The 19,267-nt window shown below is 72.1% G+C and carries 19 protein-coding genes; 9 read left to right on the plus strand and 10 right to left on the minus strand.

Annotated features, from left to right (window positions below; translation table 11 throughout):
- Positions 1–2: 2 nt before the first annotated feature.
- Both ACFF45_RS12555 and ACFF45_RS12560 read right to left on the minus strand, forming a co-directional pair.
- Complete coding sequence (locus ACFF45_RS12555; RefSeq protein WP_381345724.1) at positions 3–797, minus strand: Pr6Pr family membrane protein; 795 nt, start codon at positions 795–797, stop codon at positions 3–5.
- A 131-nt stretch (positions 798–928) separates the two neighbouring features.
- Positions 929–1,879 (minus strand): metallophosphoesterase, encoded by a 951-nt coding sequence (locus tag ACFF45_RS12560; RefSeq protein WP_381345726.1) that lies wholly within the window; start codon positions 1,877–1,879, stop codon positions 929–931.
- A 94-nt stretch (positions 1,880–1,973) separates the two neighbouring features.
- On the opposite strand from ACFF45_RS12560, the gene ACFF45_RS12565 reads away from it, so the two are divergent.
- The gene (locus ACFF45_RS12565) at positions 1,974–2,438 is read left to right on the plus strand and encodes a GatB/YqeY domain-containing protein (RefSeq protein ID WP_381345728.1); all 465 of its coding nucleotides are present in this window, start codon (positions 1,974–1,976) and stop codon (positions 2,436–2,438) included.
- A 275-nt stretch (positions 2,439–2,713) separates the two neighbouring features.
- Here ACFF45_RS12565 and ACFF45_RS12570 read toward each other — a convergent pair whose 3' ends face one another.
- Positions 2,714–4,993 (minus strand): transglycosylase domain-containing protein, encoded by a 2,280-nt coding sequence (locus ACFF45_RS12570; protein ID WP_381345729.1) that lies wholly within the window; start codon positions 4,991–4,993, stop codon positions 2,714–2,716.
- Positions 4,994–5,411: 418 nt separating this feature from the next.
- Between ACFF45_RS12570 and wblA the strand changes: the two genes are divergently transcribed.
- Complete coding sequence (gene wblA, locus ACFF45_RS12575) at positions 5,412–5,750, plus strand: transcriptional regulator WblA (protein WP_381345731.1); 339 nt, start codon at positions 5,412–5,414, stop codon at positions 5,748–5,750.
- Between the two features lie 266 nt (positions 5,751–6,016).
- Here wblA and bagB read toward each other — a convergent pair whose 3' ends face one another.
- Together bagB and bagA are read right to left on the minus strand one after the other, a co-directional pair.
- Entirely contained in the window at positions 6,017–7,384 is a 1,368-nt protein-coding gene (bagB, locus tag ACFF45_RS12580) for an ATPase BagB (protein WP_381345733.1), read from the minus strand.
- Positions 7,381–8,358 (minus strand): ATPase BagA, encoded by a 978-nt coding sequence (gene bagA, locus ACFF45_RS12585; protein WP_381345735.1) that lies wholly within the window; start codon positions 8,356–8,358, stop codon positions 7,381–7,383. The genes bagB and bagA overlap by 4 nt, the downstream gene beginning before the upstream one ends.
- Positions 8,359–8,464: 106 nt before the next feature.
- Here bagA and sp36 point away from each other — a divergent pair, with 106 nt between their 5' ends.
- From sp36 to ACFF45_RS12605, 4 genes are read left to right on the plus strand one after another with little or no spacing between them, the layout of a single operon-like run.
- Positions 8,465–8,623: a Sp36 family protein gene (sp36, locus tag ACFF45_RS12590; protein WP_020129281.1), complete on the plus strand. Its 159-nt coding sequence runs from the start codon at positions 8,465–8,467 to the stop codon at positions 8,621–8,623.
- Entirely contained in the window at positions 8,620–9,087 is a 468-nt protein-coding gene (locus ACFF45_RS12595) for a RidA family protein (RefSeq protein ID WP_381345737.1), read from the plus strand. The genes sp36 and ACFF45_RS12595 overlap by 4 nt, the downstream gene beginning before the upstream one ends.
- A gap of 58 nt (positions 9,088–9,145) precedes the next feature.
- A complete protein-coding gene (locus tag ACFF45_RS12600; protein WP_381345738.1) occupies positions 9,146–10,012 on the plus strand; it encodes an NUDIX hydrolase in 867 nt (288 codons plus the stop codon).
- Positions 10,009–10,839, plus strand: a complete 831-nt coding sequence (locus ACFF45_RS12605; RefSeq protein WP_381345739.1) for an MBL fold metallo-hydrolase — start codon at positions 10,009–10,011, stop codon at positions 10,837–10,839. The genes ACFF45_RS12600 and ACFF45_RS12605 overlap by 4 nt, the downstream gene beginning before the upstream one ends.
- Positions 10,840–11,552: 713 nt before the next feature.
- On the opposite strand, the gene ACFF45_RS12610 is transcribed toward ACFF45_RS12605, so the two are convergent.
- Positions 11,553–12,227 carry a Crp/Fnr family transcriptional regulator gene (locus ACFF45_RS12610; protein ID WP_381345741.1) on the minus strand — a complete coding sequence of 225 codons (675 nt, stop codon included), beginning with the start codon at positions 12,225–12,227 and terminating at the stop codon, positions 11,553–11,555.
- 276 nt (positions 12,228–12,503) lie between these two features.
- On the opposite strand from ACFF45_RS12610, the gene nth reads away from it, so the two are divergent.
- From nth to ACFF45_RS12625, 3 genes are all read left to right on the plus strand, one after another.
- On the plus strand, positions 12,504–13,607 hold the full coding sequence (nth, locus tag ACFF45_RS12615) for an endonuclease III (RefSeq protein ID WP_381345743.1): 1,104 nt from the start codon (positions 12,504–12,506) through the stop codon (positions 13,605–13,607).
- A gap of 166 nt (positions 13,608–13,773) precedes the next feature.
- Complete coding sequence (locus ACFF45_RS12620) at positions 13,774–14,469, plus strand: NUDIX hydrolase (protein WP_381345814.1); 696 nt, start codon at positions 13,774–13,776, stop codon at positions 14,467–14,469.
- A gap of 77 nt (positions 14,470–14,546) precedes the next feature.
- Positions 14,547–15,746, plus strand: a complete 1,200-nt coding sequence (locus ACFF45_RS12625; RefSeq protein WP_381345745.1) for a MarP family serine protease — start codon at positions 14,547–14,549, stop codon at positions 15,744–15,746.
- Positions 15,747–15,783: 37 nt separating this feature from the next.
- Here ACFF45_RS12625 and ACFF45_RS12630 read toward each other — a convergent pair whose 3' ends face one another.
- The 4 genes from ACFF45_RS12630 to nhaA form a co-directional block, all read right to left on the minus strand.
- The gene (locus ACFF45_RS12630) at positions 15,784–15,966 is read right to left on the minus strand and encodes a hypothetical protein (RefSeq protein ID WP_381345746.1); all 183 of its coding nucleotides are present in this window, start codon (positions 15,964–15,966) and stop codon (positions 15,784–15,786) included.
- A gap of 143 nt (positions 15,967–16,109) precedes the next feature.
- Positions 16,110–17,048 carry an alpha/beta fold hydrolase gene (locus ACFF45_RS12635; protein WP_381345748.1) on the minus strand — a complete coding sequence of 313 codons (939 nt, stop codon included), beginning with the start codon at positions 17,046–17,048 and terminating at the stop codon, positions 16,110–16,112.
- Positions 17,045–17,551: a phage holin family protein gene (locus ACFF45_RS12640; protein ID WP_381345749.1), complete on the minus strand. Its 507-nt coding sequence runs from the start codon at positions 17,549–17,551 to the stop codon at positions 17,045–17,047. The genes ACFF45_RS12635 and ACFF45_RS12640 overlap by 4 nt, the downstream gene beginning before the upstream one ends.
- Positions 17,552–17,695: 144 nt before the next feature.
- Complete coding sequence (gene nhaA, locus ACFF45_RS12645) at positions 17,696–19,117, minus strand: Na+/H+ antiporter NhaA (protein ID WP_381345750.1); 1,422 nt, start codon at positions 19,115–19,117, stop codon at positions 17,696–17,698.
- Positions 19,118–19,267: the final 150 nt, after the last annotated feature.

Consider the following 19,267-nt stretch of genomic DNA (forward strand, 5'->3'; position numbering starts at 1 on the left):
CTTTAGCCCACTGGTGGCCGGAGACGAAATCCGTTTCTGCCGTGGTGGCGGACGGGGTTCGGGCGGGCGTGGTCCAGGGCGACCAGGAGGACGGCCAGGGCGTAGATCGACAGGCCGAGGAGGAGGGCGTTGCCGAGGACGCTCTTGTAGCCGTGCCGGGCGACGTCGAGGAAGGGGTAGAGGTAGCGGCCCGGCGTGCCGGGGGGCAGGTACTCGCCCCGGGCGAGGGAGAAGGCCAGGTAGGCCAGCGGGTACAGGAGCCACCCGGTGGCCTGGCGGAGGCGCAGGCGGCCGGGTGGGGTGAGGAACAGCCAGTCGAGGACGGCCGCGATCGGAACCGCCGTGTGCAGGGTGTGGTCGGCGATCGACTGGAGGAGTGCCGGTGCGGTGTCGCCCGTCAGAGTGCCCGGCACCGCGTAGGGGCTCGACGTGTTCGCCAGGAGCAGGTGGTGGACGAGGGCCGCGCTCACGACGTAGAGGAGCGCGGCGCCCGTCAGGGCGGGCCGTACCGGGTTGCGGGCCGTCCGGGCACGGCGGGCCGAGAGGGTGAGGACGAGGATCAGCAGGATGCTGCTCTGGATCGTGAAGTGGCTCAGTACCCGCAGCGGGTCGCCGTGGGCCAGCAGGATCGTCACGCCGGCCGCCGCCGCCAGCGCGGTCAGGAGGCGGAAGGCGGCGGTCAGCGGGCGGCGTACGGGGGGTACCACCGCGGTGGCGGGAACCGGGGCGGGCAGCGGCGCGGGTATCCCCGGGATCGCGGGGAGGTCCGGGATGTCCCTGGGTATCGGGGCGGTCATGCCCTCACGCTAAGCAGATGGGGCAAATGGGGCATCGCGAGTGGGCTGTGTGAGTGACGTCACTCCCGGCCGCAAGGGGGTGTGGTGGTCCGCCCGCTCCGGCCGGCCGCCTCGGCGGCCGAGGGGCCGGCTCATCGACCCGGAGCGCCCCCGGCCTGCTCCCGCCCCGCCAGCGTCAGCAACGTAGCCTCGGGCGGACAGGCGAACCGTACCGGCGTGTACCGGTTCGTCCCGCACCCCGCCGAGACGTGGAGGTAGGAGGTGTGGCCCTCGGCGGTGTGCGTCGACAGGCCCTTCACCCGGTCCGTGTCCAGGTCGCAGTTGGTGACGAGGGCGCCGTAGAAGGGGACGCAGAGCTGGCCTCCGTGGGTGTGGCCGGCCAGGATCAGGGGGTAGCCGTCCGCCGTGAAGGAGTCCAGGCTGCGCAGGTACGGCGCGTGCACCACGCCCATCGAGAAGTCCGCGCCGGCCGACGGGCCGCCCGCCACCTGGGCGTAGCGGTCCCGCTTGATGTGCGGGTCGTCCACGCCGGTCATCTCCACCGAGACGCCGTCGATCTTCAGCATCCCCCGTGTGTTGGTGAGGTTCAGCCAGCCCGCCGCGTCGAAACCGTCCCGCAGGTCCTCCCACGGGTTGTGGACGACGCCGACCGCGGGCGCGTTGCCGTTCAGGCCGTGCCGGCCCTGGGCCTTCTCGAACAGGTAGCGGGCGGGGTTGCGCAGCTTGGGGCCGTAGTAGTCGTTGGAGCCGAAGACGTACGCGCCCGGGAAGTCCATCAGGGGGCCGAGGGCGTCCAGCACCTCCGGCACGCCCTCCGGGTCGGAGAGGTTGTCACCGGTGTTGATCACGAAGTCGGGGCGCAGCCCGGCCAGCGAGCGCAGCCAGCGCTGCTTCTTGCGCTGGCCGCCGACCATGTGGATGTCGGAGACGTGCAGTACGCGCAGCGGGCGCATGCCCGCGGGGAGCACGGGGACGGTCACCCGTCGCAGCCGGAAGGAACGGGCCTCGAACCCGGCCGAGTAGAGGAGACCGGCGGCCGCAACCGCCGTGATGCCGAGGGGTACTCCGTATCGCGCGCGCATACGACCATCGTGTCAGACCCCGTCGCGGCCCCGCGTCCGGCCGCCCCCTGAATGAGCGGGCGTCCAGCCCCGCACACCTGCGACAATCAGCGTCATGACCACGCTCAAGTCGAAGCTGCAGGAAGACCTCAACACCGCGATCAAGGAGCGCGACGAGCTCCGCTCCTCGACGCTCCGGCTGACGCTCGCCGCGATCACCAAGGAGGAGGTCGCGGGCAAGGAGAAGCGCGAGCTCTCCGACGACGAGGTGCTGAAGGTGATCACCAAGGAGGCGAAGAAGCGGCGTGAGGCCGCGGACGCCTTCGCGCAGGGTGGTCGCGCCGAGTCGGCCGAGCGGGAGAAGGCGGAGGGCGAGGTGCTCGCCGCGTACCTGCCCCAGCAGCTGTCCGACGAGGAGCTGGACGCGATCGTCGGCCAGGCCGTCGAGGAGGCGAAGGCGGCCGGCGCGGAGGGGCCGCGGGCCATGGGCGCGGTCATGAAGATCGTGAACCCGAAGGTCGCCGGCCAGGCGGAGGGCGGCCGTGTCGCGGCGGCGGTGAAGAAGCTCCTCGCGGGCTGAGCCCGCGGCCGGCGGCCACCGCACGTCCGTGGAGGTACGCCGAGGCCACTCGTGCGCCTGTACGCCGATGAGGCGACCCCGCTGGACAAGCGAGGGGGGCGCCCCCATGAACAAGGGGGGCGCCCCCCTCGGCGTAGGGACCTCCGCCTGAGCCGCATACCGGCTACGGCCCGAGCCGCGTCCGGGCTGCCGCCCGAGCCCTGTGCGTACTACCGTTCGAGCCGCGTGCGGGCTACCGCCTGAGCCGCGGTGCGGGCTCTGCCCGGCCCGGCCCCTCACGGCCAGTTCCCACCGTTTCCGTTGCCGTTGTTCCCGCCGTTGTCGCCGCCCTGGATCCAGCCCTCCGGGAAGGAGAACGACGGGTCCGGGAACGTGCCCCCGTCGGTCAGGCCCTCGATCAGGCCGCCGCCGTTGTCGTCGCCGTTGCGGTTGTCGTCGTCACCGCGGTCGCGGTCGCCGTCGCCGCGGTCGCTGTCACCGCCGTCCGGGATGTCGACGATGTTGAAGGAGCCGGCTTCCTTGCCCGCGAGGGCGCCGGTCATGGCGTCGCGCCAGATCGGGCCGGGGACGCGGCCGCCGTAGACCCTGTCGTGCCAGACGCCGCCGATGGTGATGTCCTCCATCTGCACCTGCTGGGTGGCGCTGCCGACCCAGACCGCGCCGGCCAGGTTCGGCGTGTAGCCGACGAACCAGGCGTTCTTGCGCTCGTCCGTCGTACCCGTCTTGCCCGCGCTGTCGCGGTCGTCGAGGCCGGCCTCCTGGCCCGTACCGGAGTCGACCACACCGCGCAGCAGGGTGTTGATGGTGTCGGCGGTCTTCTCGGTCATCGCCCGCGAGCAGGTCGACTTCGGCACCTCAAGCGACTTCTGCTGGTCGCCGATCTTCTGGGTGATCGACTCGATGGCGATGGGCGTGCAGTACATGCCGCGCGCGGCGAAGGCGGCGTACGCGGTCGCCATGGTCAGCGGGGAGATGCCCCTGGAGCCCAGGGAGATGGCGGGCACCTCGGGGAGCTTCTCGCCGTTGCCCTGCACCACGTGCAGGTTGTCGGTCATCTTCACGACCGGGCAGAGGCCGATGTCCGAGATCATCTGCACGAAGTAGGTGTTGACCGACTGGGCCATCGCCTCCTCCAGCCGGTACGGGCCGACCTCCGACTCGTCCTCGTTCTCGACGGTCGCCTTCTGCGGGCCCGTGTTCACCCAGGGCTTGCCGGAGCACGTCTGGACCGGGCTCGGGTACTCCATCTCGTACGGCGAGGAGTACTCCTGCGTGACCGGGCGCCCCTGCTCCAGCGCGGCCGCCGCGACGAACGGCTTGAACGTCGATCCGGTCGGGAAGCCGTAGTTGGAGCCGCCCATGGAGGAGTCGACCGAGTAGTTGTACTCGGTCTCGTCCTTGCCGTAGCCGAACGGCTTGGACTGGCCCATGCCGAGGATCTTGCCGGTGCCGGGCTCGACCAGCGTGGTCGCGGCGGCGACCTGGTCGTCCTGGTTGACGTGGTCCTTGAGCGAAGCCTGGACCGACTCCTGCGCCTGCGGGTCGAGGGTGGTCGTGATGGTCAGGCCGCCCTGGTTCCAGACCTTCGCCCGCTCCTCCCGGGTCCTGCCGAAGACCGGGTCGCTGAGGAAGACGTTCTCGACGTACTTGCAGAAGAAGCTGGCGCCCTTGACGGCGGTGATGCAGCCGTTCTGCGGCCGGCTGACCCTCAGCTCCACCGGCTGCCGCTGGGCCTTCTCGGCGTCGGCCTGGGAGATGTCGCCGACCTCGGCCATGCGCTGCAGGACGACGTTGCGCCGCTTGGTGGCCTCGGCCTCGTCGTTGACCGGGTCGTAGCGGCTGGGCGACTGGACGATGCCCGCGAGGAGCGCCGCCTCCTGGAGGTTGAGGTCCTTGGCCCGCTTGGAGAAGTAGCGCTGCGAGGCGGCCTCGACGCCGTACGCCTGCTGGCCGAAAAAGGTGATGTTCAGGTAGTTCTCGAGGATCTTCTTCTTGCCGAGCTCCTCCTCGACCTGGATCGCGTACTTCAGTTCGCGGATCTTGCGGCCGAGGGTCTGCTGGGTGGCCTGGGCGACCTTCGTCGGGTCGTCGCCGGCCTCCTCCACGAAGACGTTCTTCACGTACTGCTGGGTGAGCGTGGACGCGCCCTCGGCGACGCCGCCGCTCTGCGCGTTGCGGTTCAGGGCGCGCAGGACGCCCTTGAGGTCGACCGCGCCGTGCTGGTAGAAGCGCGAGTCCTCGATGGCGACGATCGCCTTCTGCATGTACGGCGAGATGTCCTTGAGGCCGACCACCGTGCGGTCGCGCGAGTAGACCGTCGCGATGTGGTCGCCCCGGACGTCGAGGATGGTGGTCCGCTGGCTCAGCGGTGGGGTCCTCATGTTGGCGGGGAGCTCGTCGAAGCTCTCCACCGAGCCCTTCGCCGCGAGGCCCAGCGCGCCGACGGCGGGCAGCGCGATACCGGCCATGACGGATCCCGCGAGCACACTGACACCGAGGAACTTGGCGGCCTGCTGCGTTGGCGACAGACCACCGCCCGAGCGCTTCTTTGGCATGAGGGCAGCCTACGTTCTCATTCGCCGGACACACGCATATGCCTTGGCCTAAGCTGCTCTCAACTGTCACAGCAGCAGGTCCATGTATCAATACGTCCGGCGACCCCGAATCGTTCCGGATCCTCTCGGCCTTTTTCGCCACGGCGTGTTGAGCGCGTGTCCGAATCCGCCTTCCGTGTCACGGGGCGCCCGTTGTGACCCCACTGAACCATCCTGAATTGCCGGAATCGTCGCGCATGTCGCAGGCTCACTCCCCCGGGTGATCTGCCGCTTGCGCATAGTCCGTTCGGACCATTCAAGATTGGGCCCGCTGGGGGTGTTGCGCTGTGCCCGCCTTCCGTAACGTCCTCAACTGGCGGCGGTGAATATGCCGCTGCCGCCGTGGGGGAGCCTCGATTCGGGAGAGGACGGCGCCGGTATGGGCTGGGTAACCGACTGGAGTGCGCAGGCGGCCTGCCGCACTACCGATCCGGATGAACTGTTCGTTCAGGGAGCAGCGCAGAACAGGGCCAAGGCGGTGTGCACCGGATGTCCGGTACGCACCGAGTGCCTGGCCGACGCGCTGGACAACCGCGTCGAGTTCGGCGTGTGGGGAGGGATGACCGAGCGGGAACGCCGCGCACTGCTGCGCCGGCGCCCGACCGTCACCTCCTGGCGCCGACTGCTGGAGACCGCGCGGACGGAGTACGAGCGAGGGGCCGGCCTGGTGTCCCTCGACGACGACGAGGTGTACGAGAACTACGCGGCGGTGAGCTGAAGGCTGCGGGCGTCCTCCGGGGCCTCGCCTTCGGACACCGCCCGGACACCACGCCGTCACGCGTCGGCCTCGGCAGGGTCACCGGCGTCGCCCTGAGGTGCGGCTCCAGGCGTCACGGCGTCGGTCTTTGATGCCGCCGCACACCTCGCAGGCTCGGGCGCCGCAGCCTCGGGCGCCGTAGGCCTCAGGCACCGCGCAGGCCTCCGGCAGCACAGGCCTCAGCCGTCAGCTGCCTGAGCCGTCAGCTGCCTGAGCCGTCAGCTGTCTCAGACGGCGTCGACGGGCAGCTCCGGCCGGTGCGCCGCGAGCCGGTCGCCGATGTCCCGCAGCCCCGTGAGGTCGTGCACGTCACCGGGCAGCGCGGCCACCTCCACCACCGCCACCTCGGGGTGCAGCGCGGTGAACCGGTCCCGCGTGCGCTGCTCGCGGGCGATGAGGTGCATACGTTCCGCGTGCAGTCGCAGCAGCCCTGCGGTGAGCTGGTCGACGGGGTTCTGCTCGACGGGGCCCTGCGAGGTGCGCTGGTCGGAGACGGCGGGGGAGTCGTCGTCCGCGGCGGCGGGGGGGTCCTCGTCGGGGGCCGGGGCCCCGGAAGCGGATCCGTCTGAACTGCCGTAGGTGTCGGGAGAGTTACGAAGACCAGCCTTCCCGCCCCCCTGATCCACAATGCGGGGCTCTTCAAGATTTTCCGCGGCGGCGAGCGCCCGTTCGGCCGACAGCCGGCCGGCGCCGCTGCCGTGGACCCGGTTGAGCACCAGCCCGGCCAGCGGCATCTCCTCGGCGGCCAGCCGCTGCACGAAGTACGCCGCCTCGCGCAACGCGTCCCGCTCCGGCGCCGCCACCACCAGGAACGCCGTCCCGGGCGCCTGGAGCAGCCGGTACGTGGCGTCCGCGCGCGTGCGGAAGCCGCCGAACGTGGTGTCCATCGCCGACACGAACGTCTGGACGTCCTTGAGCAGCTGGCCGCCGAGCAGCTTGCCGAGGGTGCCGGTCATCATCGACATCCCGACGTTCAGGAACTTCATCCCCGCCCGGCCGCCCAGCTTCGCGGGGGCCGTCAGCAGCCGGATCAGCCGCCCGTCCAGGAACGACCCGAGCCGCTTGGGCGCGTCCAGGAAGTCCAGCGCGGAGCGCGAGGGCGGTGTGTCGACGACGATCAGGTCCCACTCGTCCCGGGCCCGCAACTGGCCCAGCTTCTCCATCGCCATGTACTCCTGCGTGCCCGCGAAGCCCGCCGAGAGCGACTGGTAGAAGGGGTTCGACAGGATCGCGGCGGCCCGCTGCGGATCGGCGTGCGCCTCGACGATCTCGTCGAAGGTGCGCTTCATGTCGAGCATCATGGCGTGCAGCTCGCCGTCGCCCTCGACGCCCTTGACCCGGCGCGGGATGTTGTCGAGCGAGTCGATGCCCATGGACTGCGCCAGCCGGCGCGCCGGGTCGATGGTGAGGACGACGACCTTGCGGCCGCGCTCGGCGGCCCGCAGGCCCAGCGCCGCCGCCGTGGTGGTCTTGCCGACCCCGCCCGAGCCGCAGCACACCACGATGCGGGTCCTGGGGTCGTCGAGCAGCGGATCGACGTCCAGCACGCGCGCGGGGGAGAGGCGGTGGGGCGCCTGAGTGGGGTCGGGACTCATGCGATGTCCTGCTTCCGCAGCTCGGTGGCCAGTTCGTACAGGCCCGCCAGGTCCATGCCCTCGGCGAGCAGCGGCAGTTCGTGCAGTGGCAGGCCCAGCTCGGTGAGGGCGGACCGCTGTTCGTGCTCCAGCAGGTACCGCTCGGCGTACTCGTCGGCCTGCGCCAGCAGCGGGTCCACCAGCTTCTCGGCGTTCTGCCCGCGGCGCGCCCCGCCCAGCCCGGCGGCCGAGAGCGACCGGGCGACGTCGGCGCGCGGCACGGTCCGTACGAGGTCCAGGCCGGCCGCGTCCAGCGCCTCGGGCCGCACCATGTTCACGATCACCCGCCCGACCGGGAGCCTCGCCGCCCGCAGCTCGGCGATTCCGTCCGCGGTCTCCTGGACGGGCATCTCCTCCAGCAGGGTCACCAGGTGGACGGCCGTCTCCCGGGACTTCAGCACCCGCATCACGGCCTGGGCCTGATTGTGTATCGGGCCGATCTTCGCCAGCCCGGCGACCTCGTCGTTGACGTTCAGGAAGCGGGTGATCCGGCCCGTGGGCGGCGCGTCCATGACGACGTAGTCGTAGACGAACCCCCCCGACCGGTCCTTGCGCCGGACCGCCTCGCACGCCTTGCCGGTCAGCAGGACGTCGCGCAGGCCGGGCGCGATGGTGGTGGCGAAGTCGATCGCGCCGAGCTTCTTCAGGGCGCGTCCGGCGCTGCCCAGCTTGTAGAACATCTGGAGGTAGTCCAGAAGGGCCAGTTCGGGATCGATGGCGAGGGCGAACACCTCGCCGCCGCCCGGAGCGACCGCGATCTTGCGCTCCTCATAGGGCAGCGCCTCTGTTTCGAAGAGCTGTGCGATGCCCTGTCGGCCCTCGACCTCGACGAGAAGCGTCCGCTTCCCCTCCGTGGCCAGAGCCAACGCGAGGGCCGCGGCGACCGTCGTCTTACCGGTCCCGCCCTTGCCGCTGACGACCTGGAGCCTGCTCACGTCTTCGAGCGTAACCAGTTTGCGCGGAAACCAACCTGCGGCCTGTGGACAACCGCCGGCTCGGCCGGCCGCGAGGACCGCCGCCGCCAGCGGATACAGTCGCCCCATGACCAAGTGGGAATACGCAACCGTGCCGCTGCTCGTCCACGCCACGAAGCAGATTCTGGACACCTGGGGCGAGGACGGCTGGGAGCTCGTCCAGGTCGTGCCCGGGCCGAACAACCCCGAGCAGCTGGTGGCCTACCTCAAGCGGGCGAAGGCGTGAGCGCGGTCGAGGCGAAGCTCGCCGAGCTGGGCCTGACGCTGCCGGAGGTCGTGCCGCCGCTGGCCGCCTACCAGCCGGCCGTGCGGAGCGGGCCCTACGTCCACACCGCCGGCCAGCTGCCGATGGTGGACGGCAAGCTCCCGGTCACCGGCAAGGTCGGCGCGGAGGTCACCCCGGAGGAGGCCAAGGACCTCGCCCGGGTCTGCGCCCTGAACGCCCTGGCCGCCGTCAAGTCCGTCGCCGGCGACCTGGACCGGGTCGCGCGCGTGGTGAAGGTCGTGGGCTTCGTGGCGTCGGCCGCGGACTTCACGGGCCAGCCGGCCGTGCTGAACGGTGCGAGCGAGCTGCTCGGCGAGGTGCTCGGCGACAAGGGCGTGCACGCGCGCAGCGCGGTGGGCGTGGCGGTGCTGCCGCTGGACGCGCCGGTGGAGGTCGAGATCCAGGTGGAGCTCGTCCAGCCGTAGCGGCCGAGGTGATCACCGCCTCTCGAACATCCGCTCACCACGGGATAGCCTCGCGCCCATGGCGAACGGTCAGTGGTACCCACCGGAGTGGCCGGACCGGATCCGCGCGCTGGCGGCGGGCTCGCTCACGCCGGTGACCCCCAAGCGCGCGGCCACGGTCATGCTGCTGAAGGACACCGGCACCGGCCCCGTCGTCCACATGCTGCGCCGCCGCGCCTCCATGGCCTTCGCGGCGGGCGCCTACGCCTACCCGGGCGGCGGCGTCGACCCGCGCGACGACCGTCACGTCGGGTGGGCGGGCCCCTCGCGCGCGTGGTGGGCGGACCGGCTCGGCGTCGACGAGACGGCCGCCCAGGCGATCGTCTGCGCGGCCGTACGGGAGACGTACGAGGAGGCGGGCGTCCTGCTGGCCGGGCCCACCCCCGACGCGGTCGTCGGCGACACCGGCGGGCCGGACTGGGAGGCGGACCGCGGCGCCCTGGTCGCGCGCGAGCTGTCCTTCGCGGAGTTCCTGGACCGGCGCGGCCTCATGGTGCGCTCGGACCTCCTGGGCGCCTGGACCCGCTGGGTCACCCCGGAGTTCGAGGCCCGCCGCTACGACACCTGGTTCTTCGTCGCCGTGCTCCCCGAGGGCCAGCGCACCCGCAACGCCTCCACGGAGGCGGACCGCACGGTGTGGATCGCCCCGGCCGAGGCGGCGGCCTCGTACGACAGGGGCGAGCTGCTGATGATGCCGCCCACCATCGCGACGCTGCGGCAGCTGACGGCGTACGAGACGGCCGCCGGGGCGCTCGCGGCGGCCTTGGGCCGGGACATGACGCCCGTCCTGGCACAGGCCCGTCCGGAGGGCGGGGAGATCGTGCTCTCCTGGCCGGGCCACGACGAGTTCACCCAGCACATCCCGACCGGTGGAGCCCCCGCATGACGGACGCAAGCGCCCTGCCCGGACAGCCCCGGGGCGGTGTCGGCACCGGACCCGCCACCCCGCGCGCGGTCAACGTCCTCGCGCCCAACCCGTCCGCGATGACGCTGGACGGCACGAACACCTGGCTCCTGTCCGAGCCCGACTCCTCGCTGGCCGTCGTGGTCGACCCGGGCCCGCTGGACGAGGGGCACCTGCGCACCGTCGTGGACACCGCCGAGCGGGCCGGCAAGCGCGTCGCCCTGACCCTGCTGACCCACGGCCACCCGGACCACGCCGCCGGCGCGGCCCGCTTCGCCGAGCTGACCGGCACCAAGGTGCGGGCGCTGGACCCGGCGCTGCGGCTGGGCGACGAGGGGCTGGCCGCCGGGAACGCGGTCGAGGTCGGCGGCCTGGAGCTGCTGGTCGTCCCGACGCCCGGCCACACCTCGGACTCGCTCAGCTTCCATCTCCCGGCCGACCGGGCGGTGCTGACCGGCGACACCGTCCTGGGGCGCGGTACGACGGTCGTGGCCCACCCCGACGGCCGCCTGGGCGACTACCTGGACTCCCTGCGGCGCCTGAGGTCCCTCACCGTGGACGACGGCGTCCACACGGTGCTCCCGGGCCACGGGCCCGTCCTGGAGGACGCCCAGGGCGCCGTGGAGTACTACCTCGCCCACCGCGCCCACCGCCTGGCCCAGGTCGAGACGGCCGTCGAGGACGGCTACCGGACGCCGTCCCAGATCGTCGCCCACGTGTACGCCGACGTGGACCGCTCCCTGTGGCCGGCGGCCGAGCTGTCCGTACGGGCGCAGCTGGACTACTTGGAGGAGCACGGGCTCATCTAGGCTGCCCTGCCCTGCCCTGCCCTGCTTCGTCCTGGCCTGTCCTGCCCTTCCTGTCAGCCCGGCGACCGCGGGCCGAGGTGCGTCCCCGCCGCGCGAACCGCACCCTGGAGGGACGTGTCCTGCGTCCTGCGTCCTGTGTCCTGCGAAGGAGCGTGCTCGGCGTGGCCCGGAACCGCCGTCCGATCCCCACCCCGCCGTCCGAGGTGTGGAACCTGCTCCGTGACGGCCGCCGCTACGGGGAACGGGTGACCGGCACCCAGCTCGTGCCCGCCGCGGACCCGCACCGGCCCCACGTGGGCGCCCGGCTGGGGGCCCGGGCGGCACCGGCCCGCTCACCCTCGACGACACTTGCGTCGTGCGGATCTGCGAACCGCCGCGCCGCCTCGAACGGGAGGCGAAGGCGGACCCCTTCGGCGCGGCCCGCATCGCCATGAGCCTGCTGCCCTGGGACGAGGGCACCCTCCTCACCCTCGACTGGCACCCGCTGCGCGGCCCCGGCATCCGGATGCACGGACTGCCCGTGGACTACGTCGTCAAGACGCGCGACGGCATGACGCTGCGAAGCCCGCCCGCATCGCGGCGCGCGAAGCGGCGGAGACCACCGGAAGGCCCCCGCTCGGCCGGGCGACGACATCCTGAGCTCCCGACGGCCCGAGACCGTGCGCGGCGCCGCGCGACGGCGGCGTCCTGCCGCGTGCGCGGACCCGCGCGGGTCAGCGCGAACGCTTCGCCAGGCGCTCCACGTCCAGCAGGATCACCGCACGGGCCTCCAGCCGCAGCCACCCGCGCTGGGCGAAGTCGGCCAGCGCCTTGTTGACCGTCTCCCGGGAGGCGCCGACCAGCTGGGCCAGCTCCTCCTGCGTCAGGTCGTGGACGACGTGGATGCCCTCCTCGGACTGCACGCCGAACCGGCGGGACAGGTCCAGCAGGGCGCGCGCGACACGGCCGGGGACGTCCGAGAAGACGAGGTCGGACATCGCGTCGTTGGTCTTGCGCAGGCGGCGGGCGACGGCACGCAGCAGGGCGGCGGCCACCTCGGGACGGACGTTCAGCCAGGGCTGGAGGTCACCGTGGCCGAGACCGAGCAGCTTGACCTCGGTCAGCGCGGTGGCGGTCGCCGTGCGCGGGCCCGGGTCGAAGAGCGACAGCTCGCCGATGAGCTCACCGGGGCCGACCACGGCCAGCATGTTCTCGCGGCCGTCGGGCGAGGTGCGGTGCAGCTTCACTTTGCCCTCGGTGACCACGTAGAGCCGGTCGCCCGGGTCGCCCTCGTGGAACAGGGAGTCACCCCGCGCGAGGGTCACCTCACTCATGGAGGCGCGCAGCTCCGCGGCCTGCTCGTCGTCGAGCGCCGCGAAGAGCGGATTGCGCCGCAGAACGTCGTCCACGAGTTCTCTCCTTGTCGACCTGCTCAGGGGAGCGATTTCCCCCGGTGTACCAAGGGACCCTGGTGCCCATTTTGCCGGACGGTCCAAACAGTGTGATCTGTCACAAGGATGCCGCACCGGTGTCTCCTGGTAAGCGGCAGGGGTCCAATTGGGCGCTGATCTTCAGGGTCCGGGGCGGATGTCGGTGCCGGGGCTTAGGCTGGCCGGGTGTCCAAAACGCCGGTGAGAGCACAGGCTTAGGGGGCTGCGCGGGTGGTTGTACGTCGAGATTCCGCTGTGGGCGAACAGAGTTCCGACGGCGGAGAGAAAGCGGCGAAGGCGGTAAAGCGGACGGCGGCCAAGAGGGCCTCCACGGCGGCCGGATCGGCCGAGAAGGCCGCTGCCGAGACGCCTGCCGAGGCGCCGGCCGGGACCTCCGCCGAGAAGGCGACCGCCGAGAAGGCCACCGCCAAGAAGGCGACCGCCGAGAAGGCCACCGCCAAGATCGCCGGTCCCGTGAAGAAGGCGGCCGTCGCCCGCAAGAAGCCCGCCGCCGCACCGGAGAAGGCCACCGCCCCCGTGCGGAAGGCCGCGCCCGCGAAGACCGTCGCCCCGCAGCCGCCGGCCGACGAGTCCCGCACCGCCCTGGTCCGCCGGGCCCGCCGCATCAACCGCGAACTCGCCGAGGTCTACCCGTACGCGCACCCGGAGCTGGACTTCGACGACCCCTTCCAGCTCCTGGTCGCCACGGTCCTGTCCGCGCAGACCACCGACCTGCGCGTCAACCAGACCACCCCCTCGCTGTTCGCGAAGTACCCGACCCCCGAGGACCTGGCCGCCGCCGACCCCGAGGAGGTCGAGGAGATCCTCCGGCCGTGCGGCTTCTTCCGGGCCAAGACCAGGTCGGTGATAGGCCTGTCCAAGGCCCTCACGGAGGACTTCGGCGGCGAGGTCCCGGGCCGGCTGGAGGACCTCGTCAAGCTGCCCGGCGTCGGCCGCAAGACCGCCTTCGTGGTGCTGGGCAACGCCTTCGGCCGCCCCGGCATCACCGTGGACACGCACTTCCAGCGGCTGGTCCGGCGCTGGCGGTGGACCGGCGAGACCGACCCCGACAAGATCGAGGCCGCCGTCGGCGCGCTCTTCCCCAAGAGCGACTGGACGGACCTGTCGCACCACGTGATCTGGCACGGCCGCCGCATCTGCCACGCCCGCAAGCCCGCCTGCGGCGCCTGCCCCGTCGCCCCGCTCTGCCCGGCGTACGGCGAGGGGGAGACGGACCCCGAGAAGGCCAAGAAGCTGCTGAAGTACGAGAAGGGCGGCTTCCCCGGCCAGCGGCTGAGGCCCCCGCAGGCGTATCTGGACGCGGGCGGCAAGCCGGCCCCGCCGCTGGGGGCCGGATGACGGGAGCGGTGGGGCGTGTGCCTGAGGGGCCGGCGGCGGAAGCGGTGCCCCGTGCCTCTGACGAGCCCGTGGCGGGACCGGCGGCGGCAGCGGTGCGGTGTGTGCCCCGCCCGGAACGATCTCGGTGCCGTCCCGCGTTGGACCCATCAGGACGACGGGGGTGGCGATGACACGTGCGAGCGAGACGCAGGGTGGCCCGGTGGTGCTCAGCGACAAGGGGCTGCCCGGCTGGCTGGACCCGGTCGTACGGGCCGTGCGGACGGTCGAGCCGCGCCAGCTCAGCCGCTTCCTGCCCCCGAAGGACGGCGGCGGACGCCAGTCCGCCGTGCTCATCCTGTTCGGTGAGGGGGCGCGCGGCCCCGAGCTGCTGCTGATGGAGCGGGCGAGCTCGCTGCGCTCGCACGCCGGGCAGCCCTCCTTCCCCGGCGGCGCGCTCGACCCCGAGGACGGCGACCCCGAGGGGGACGGCCCGCTGCGGGCGGCTCTGCGCGAGGCCGAGGAGGAGACCGGCCTGGACCCCTCCGGTGTGCAGTTGTTCGGCGTGCTGCCCAAGCTCTACATCCCGGTCAGCGGCTTCGTCGTGACACCGGTGCTGGGCTGGTGGCGGGAGCCGAGCCCGGTCGGCGTCGTGGACCCGAACGAGACGGCCCGGGTCTTCACCGTCCCCGTGGCGGATCTCACGGACCCCGCCCACCGCGCCACGGCCGTCCATCCCAGTGGCCACCGCGGACCGGCATTCCTGGTCGAATCGGCCCTTGTCTGGGGCTTCACCGCCGGAATCATCGACCGCCTGCTGCACTACGCGGGCTGGGAGAGACCCTGGGACCGCGACAAGCAGGTCCCGCTCGACTGGCGGTCATGACAGGGTGACCTCGTGCTGTGGCCGAACCCCCGGCCGACCAGGAGTGATCGCGAAGTGACGAGGCGAGGCTAGAAGCGGTGAACGTGCTGGACATCCTGTTGCTGGTCGCCGCCGTCTGGTTCGCGATCGTGGGCTACCGCCAGGGCTTCGTCGTCGGCATCCTGTCGGTGATCGGCTTCCTCGGCGGCGGCCTCGTCGCCGTCTACACCCTGCCCGTCCTCTGGGACACGCTGACCGCCGACGCGGAGGTGAGCACCACCGCCGCCGTCGTCGCGGTGGTCGTGGTGATCGTCTGCGCCTCGGTCGGCCAGGCCCTGACGACCCATCTCGGCAACAAGCTGCGCCGGTACATCACCTGGTCCCCGGCGCGCGCCCTGGACGCCACCGGCGGCGCCCTGGTCAACGTCGTCGCCATGCTGCTGGTGGCCTGGCTGATCGGCTCGGCGCTGGCCGGCACCACCCTGCCGACGCTCGGCAAGGAGGTGCGCAGCTCCAAGGTGCTGCTCGGCGTGGCCCGGGCGCTGCCCGCGCAGGCCGACACCTGGTTCGCGGACTTCTCCTCGGTGCTCGCGCAGAACGGTTTCCCGCAGGTCTTCAGCCCGTTCGCCAACGAGCCCATCACCGACGTGCAGCCGCCCGACCCGGCGCTCGCCAACAGCCCCGTCGCCACCCGCGCCCAGCGGTCCATCGTCAAGGTGATGGGCACCGCCCAGAGCTGCGGCAAGGTCCTGGAGGGCACCGGCTTCGTCTTCGGCGAGCGCCGCGTGATGACCAACGCGCACGTGGTGGGCGGCGTCGACGAACCCACCGTCCAGATAGGCGGCGAGGGCCGGCGCTACGACGCGACGGTCGTCCTGTACGACTGGGAGCGCGACATCGCCGTACTCGACGTGCCCGATCTGGCCGCGCCCGCCCTGAAGTTCGCCGACCAGGACGCGGTCAGCGGGGACAGCGCGATCGTCGCGGGCTTCCCGGAGAACGGGGCGTACGACGTGCGCGCCGCGCGCGTACGCGGGCGCATCACCGCCAACGGCCCGGACATCTACCACCGGGGCACGGTCCGCCGCGACGTGTACTCGCTGTACGCGATGGTCCGCCAGGGCAACTCCGGCGGCCCGCTGCTGACGCCCGAGGGCGAGGTCTACGGCGTCGTCTTCGCGAAGTCGCTCGACGACGCCGAGACGGGTTACGCCCTGACCGTGGACGAGATCCGGCAGGACATCACCCAGGGACGTGCGGCGAACCAGCAGGTGGGCAGCGACAGCTGCGCCCTGTGAGTCGTGACGACGGCCGGCCCGGCCGGCCGTACGGGGGTCAGCCGCGCGGGTGACGCAGCCGTACCGAGACCCAGCGGGCCCGGCGGCGCAGGATGCGCGGGATGCCCACCCTGGGGTCGTCCGTGCCCGCCAGTTGCGGGGTACCCCGGCGGTGGGGGCTCGGGCCGTTGGCCGAGCGGCGAGTGCGTGCTACGTCACTGTAGTCGTGCGTCCAGCCCATACCCGGACGTGTGCCCCGTCCGAAGGTCGATAACCGCCTCCGTCGCGCCCAATTGGCCTATGCGGCAGGCATGTGGCGGTCCGTCGTACGGACGTACCGCACGCTCGGACTCCGCCCGGCGGTGCGGCGCCGGTGGCCCTCGGTCAGCGGTCGGGCTCGGGGTCCTTCAGCCAGTCGATCAGCTCGTGCGAGAAGGCCGCCGGGTCCTCCTCGTGCGGGAAGTGGCCGAGGCCGTCGAACAGGCGCCAGCGGTAGGGCGCTTCGACGTACTCGCCGGAGCCGGCCGCGCTGCGGGTGCGCAGCACCGGGTCCAGGGAGCCGTGCAGATGCAGCGTCGGCACCCGGACGGGACGCTTCATCCGGCGGTTGAACTGGAAGCCGTCGGGGCGCGCCAGGGAACGGACCAGCCAGCGGTACGGCTCGACCGAGCAGTGCGCCGTGGAGGGAATGCACATCGCCCGCCGGTACGTCGTCACCGCGTCGTCCTCCGGCAGCCGAGGCCCGGACCAGTCCCGGATCAGCCGGCCGACCAGCGCCCCGTCGTCCGCGACGAGCTGCCGCTCCGGGATCCACGGGCGCTGGAACCCCCAGATGTGCGAACTCGCCGCCGACTGACGCACGTCGGACAGCATCGCCGAGCGCCAGCGCCGCGGGTGCGGCATCGAGGCGACCACCAGACGGCGGACCAGCTTCGGCCGCATCACGGCCGCCGTCCATGCCAGATAGCCGCCGAGATCGTGCCCGACCAGCGCCGCGTCCGGCTCGCCGAGCGAGCGGATCACGCCGGTGATGTCCAGGGCGAGGTTGGCCGGGTCGTACCCCCGGGGCGTGCGGTCGCTGCCGCCGACGCCCCTGAGGTCCATGGCGACGGCCCGGTACCCGGCGTCGGCGAGCGCGGCCATCTGGTGCCGCCAGGCCCACCAGAACTGCGGGAAGCCGTGCACCAGCATCACCAGCGGCCCGTCGCCCAGCTCCGCGATGTGGAAGCGGGCGCCGTTCGCCGCCACGTCCCGGTGCGTCCAGGGGCCCTCGGGGCGGACGGCCGAGGCGGGCTGCGCCGAAGGGGTGTCGGGTTCCGTCATGACGACGAGCGTGCCACAGCCTCGATGGCCTGCGGCGCGCGGTCCCGCGGAAGCTCGGTCAGCTCCGGCCGCGTGGGGCGCGGGTGCGGCTTGGCGTTCTGGAGCACGCCCGCCGACTCCTTCACCGAGGCCGCCACCTTCTGCGGGCCCTTGCCCTTCTTGGCCTTCTTCGCGAAGACCAGGCCGATCAGCGCCAGGACGGCGGCGATGAGGACGTTCGCCGCGAAGGACAGCAGGAAGCAGACGGCGAGGTTCCACCCGCTCCAGGTGCGGATGCCGTACGCCAGCGCGAAGTTGAGCATCGGCAGCGAGAACAGGAGCAGCACGCCGGCCGCCATGAACGCGCCGCCGCTGGTCGCACCGCGCTTGACGTCCTGCCTCAGCTGGGCCTTGGCCAGCGCGATCTCGTCATGCACCAGCGCCGACATGTCGGCCGTCGCGGAGGCGAACAGCTGGCCGATGCTGCGTTCGGCGCCGACCGGGCTGCCGTCGGGTGCGCTCATCGCGGTCTCCCTCTTCTGCGTCCCGCTGTGTACGGGGTCCGTCTGCCGTCTGACGGGGCACGGTCCCGTCTGCCGTCCGACCGTGCACGGTTCCGTCCGCTGTCCGACTGCGCACGGTCCCGTCTTTTGTACCGTCTCGCCAGATCATGCCGGACCGTCGCCCTCCTCGCCTGCCCCGCCGCCCACTTCGGCAAGCTCGGCCGCCTTGACTTCGGCGAGCCGCCGGTGCTCGGCGGCCTTGCGGTCGTGGATCTCCGCCATCCGCAGGTGGTACGCCGGGTCGTGCTCCTCGTAGACGTCCGGGATGCCGTCGAGGTCGTCGTCGCGCTCCTCGGCCTCCCACAGCCTGCGGTACTTCGCGTTCCGTATCTTCAGCAGCACCGTGGCGACCAGCGCGGCGATCAGCGAGCCGGTCAGTACGGAGGCCTTGATCCCGTCGGTCAGCACCGCGTCGCCCGCGAAGGCCAGCTCGCCGATGAGCAGCGAGACGGTGAAGCCGATGCCGGCGAGCGAGGCGACGGCGAAGACGTCCGCCCACGCCAGGTCCTCGCTGAGCGAGGCCCGGGTGAAGCGGGCGGTCAGCCAGGTGCCGCCGAAGATGCCGACCGCCTTGCCGACGACCAGACCGAGGACGACCCCCAGGGTCTCCGGCTCGGTGAACACCTCGGCCAGGACGCCGCCGGAGACCGAGACGCCCGCGCTGAACAGGGCGAACAGTGGCACCGCGAGACCCGCCGACAGGGGGCGCACCAGGTGTTCGACGTGCTCGCCGGGGGAGTGCTCCTCGCCGTCACGGGTGGTGCAGCGCAGCATCAGGCCCATGGCGACACCGGCGATGGTGGCGTGCACCCCGCTGTTGTACATCAGCGCCCAGATCACCAGGGCCAGCGGGACGTAGACGTACCAGCCGCGGACGCCCTTGCGCAGCAGCAGCCAGAAGACGCCGAGGCCGGCGAGGGCGCCGCCGAGCGCGGCGAAGTTCAGCGAGTCGGTGAAGAAGACCGCGATGATCAGGATCGCGAACAGGTCGTCCACCACGGCGAGCGTCAGCAGGAAGGCGCGCAGGGCGCTGGGCAGCGAGGTACCGATGACCGCGAGCACGGCCAGCGCGAAGGCGATGTCCGTGGCGGTGGGCACCGCCCAGCCCGCCAGGGAGCCGCCGCCGGCGCCGTTGACGAGGGTGTAGACCAGCGCCGGCGCGGCCATCCCGCACAGCGCGGCGATCACCGGCAGGACGGCCGCCCTGGGGTCGCGCAGATCGCCGGCGACCAGCTCGCGCTTGAGCTCGATGCCGGCGACGAAGAAGAAGACCGCGAGGAGTCCGTCGGCGGCCCAGTGCGCGACCGAGAGGTCCAGGCCGAGCGCGGCGGGGCCCAGGTGGAAGTGCGCGACGGTCCGGTAGCTGTCGCCCAGTACGGGGAGGTTCGCCCAGAGCAGCGCGGTGACCGCGGCGACGAGCAGCAGCACACCGCCGACCGTCTCGGTGCGCAGCGCGTCCGCGACATAGGTCCGCTCGGGCAGGGAGAGGCGGGCGAAGGCCTTGCGGTCGGTGCGGGGCGCGGTCACGGCGGAGACCTCCGGTCGGTGGGCAGCACGAATGACATGCCGACCAGACTTCCCGGCGCACCTGTGGGCCCGTGTCGTGTTGTGGACGCGGACGTGTTGTTGACGTGGTCGTTCGTTGACGTGGTCGTGTTGTTGACGCGTTCCTCAGCC

It is taken from the genome of Streptomyces cinereospinus, assembly GCF_042430725.1.
GTDB lineage: Bacteria > Actinomycetota > Actinomycetes > Streptomycetales > Streptomycetaceae > Streptomyces > Streptomyces cinereospinus.